Origin of the sequence: Providencia sp. PROV261 (genome assembly GCF_028477945.1) — a bacterium.
Lineage (GTDB): Bacteria > Pseudomonadota > Gammaproteobacteria > Enterobacterales > Enterobacteriaceae > Providencia > Providencia stuartii.
This window is the reverse complement of sequence record NZ_JAMPMC010000106.1, coordinates 1-1,129: the sequence shown is the minus strand read 5'-3', so window position 1 is coordinate 1,129 and position 1,129 is coordinate 1. Positions and strand designations below refer to the sequence as shown.

General features: G+C 43.8%; 1 pseudogene. It reads left to right on the top strand.

Features of this window, described 5'->3' with window-relative positions:
- Positions 1-3: 3 nt before the first annotated feature.
- Positions 4-1,091: pseudogene (locus tag PR675_RS20885) on the top strand (IS3 family transposase).
- The last annotated feature ends 38 nt before the right edge of the window (positions 1,092-1,129 follow it).

Genomic DNA, 1,129 nt, shown 5'->3' with positions numbered 1-1,129 from the left:
TCTATGAAAAAAGCACGTTTTACCGATAGCCAAATTATCACCATCCTTAAGCAAGCTGAGGCGGGAACGCCTGTTTCTGAACTGTGCCGCGAACATGGTATGAGCAACGCCAGTTTTTATAAGTGGCGCTCACGCTTTGGTGGGATGGATGCTTCCATGATGACCCGCTTGAAAGAACTGGAAGAGGAAAATCGCCGCCTCAAAAAAATGTATGCAGAAGAAAGGTTGAAAGCTGAGATCATTCAGGAAGCTATGGCAAAAAAGTGGTGAAGCCATCGCATCGAAAGCGGATGGCGCAAGAAGCTGTCAAAATACGGAATATCAGCGTACGTTTTGCCTGCCAGTTATTTGTAGTGAGCGAAAGTTGCTATCGTTATCAAGCTAAACTGAGTAAAGAAAATGAAGCAATAGCTGACTGGCTGATACGCATCACTGATAGCCAGCGCAACTGGGGATTTGGCTTGTGCTTTTTATACCTTCGAAACGTAAAAAACTTAAGATTTAACCACAAAAGGGGTTACCGAATTTATTGTGCGTTGTCACTGAACATGCGAATAAAGCCGAAGAAACGCCTAAAACGGGATAAGCCCGAGCCACTGACGGTACCCGAAACGAGCAATGAATGTTGGTCAATGGACTTTATGCATGATCAACTGTCGGATGGGCGCTCAGTCCGTTTATTGAATATCATCGATGATTTTAATCGTGAAGCATTAGCTATTGAAGTGGATTTTTCCCTGCCGGCGAGTCGGGTTGTAAGAGTACTAGAGCAACTTATTGAGTGGAAAGGAAAACCGGTTTCCATACGCTGTGATAATGGGCCAGAATACACCAGTAATATATTGATATCATGGGCTAATCTGCAAGATATCAAAATAAACTTTATCCAGCCAGGTAATCCGCAGCAAAATGCTTACATTGAGCGTTATCATCGGACAGTCCGCTATGAGTGGTTAGGGCAATACTTGTTTTCATCACTGGATGAATGACAAGACTATGCTACACGGTGGCAATGGTTTTATAATCACGAACGGCCGAACATGGCGTTGAATGGCTATACCCCAATGCAACATCTACAACGAATGACCTGATTCTACTTATAACCTCGGTTAAAAACGGGGGGATTACC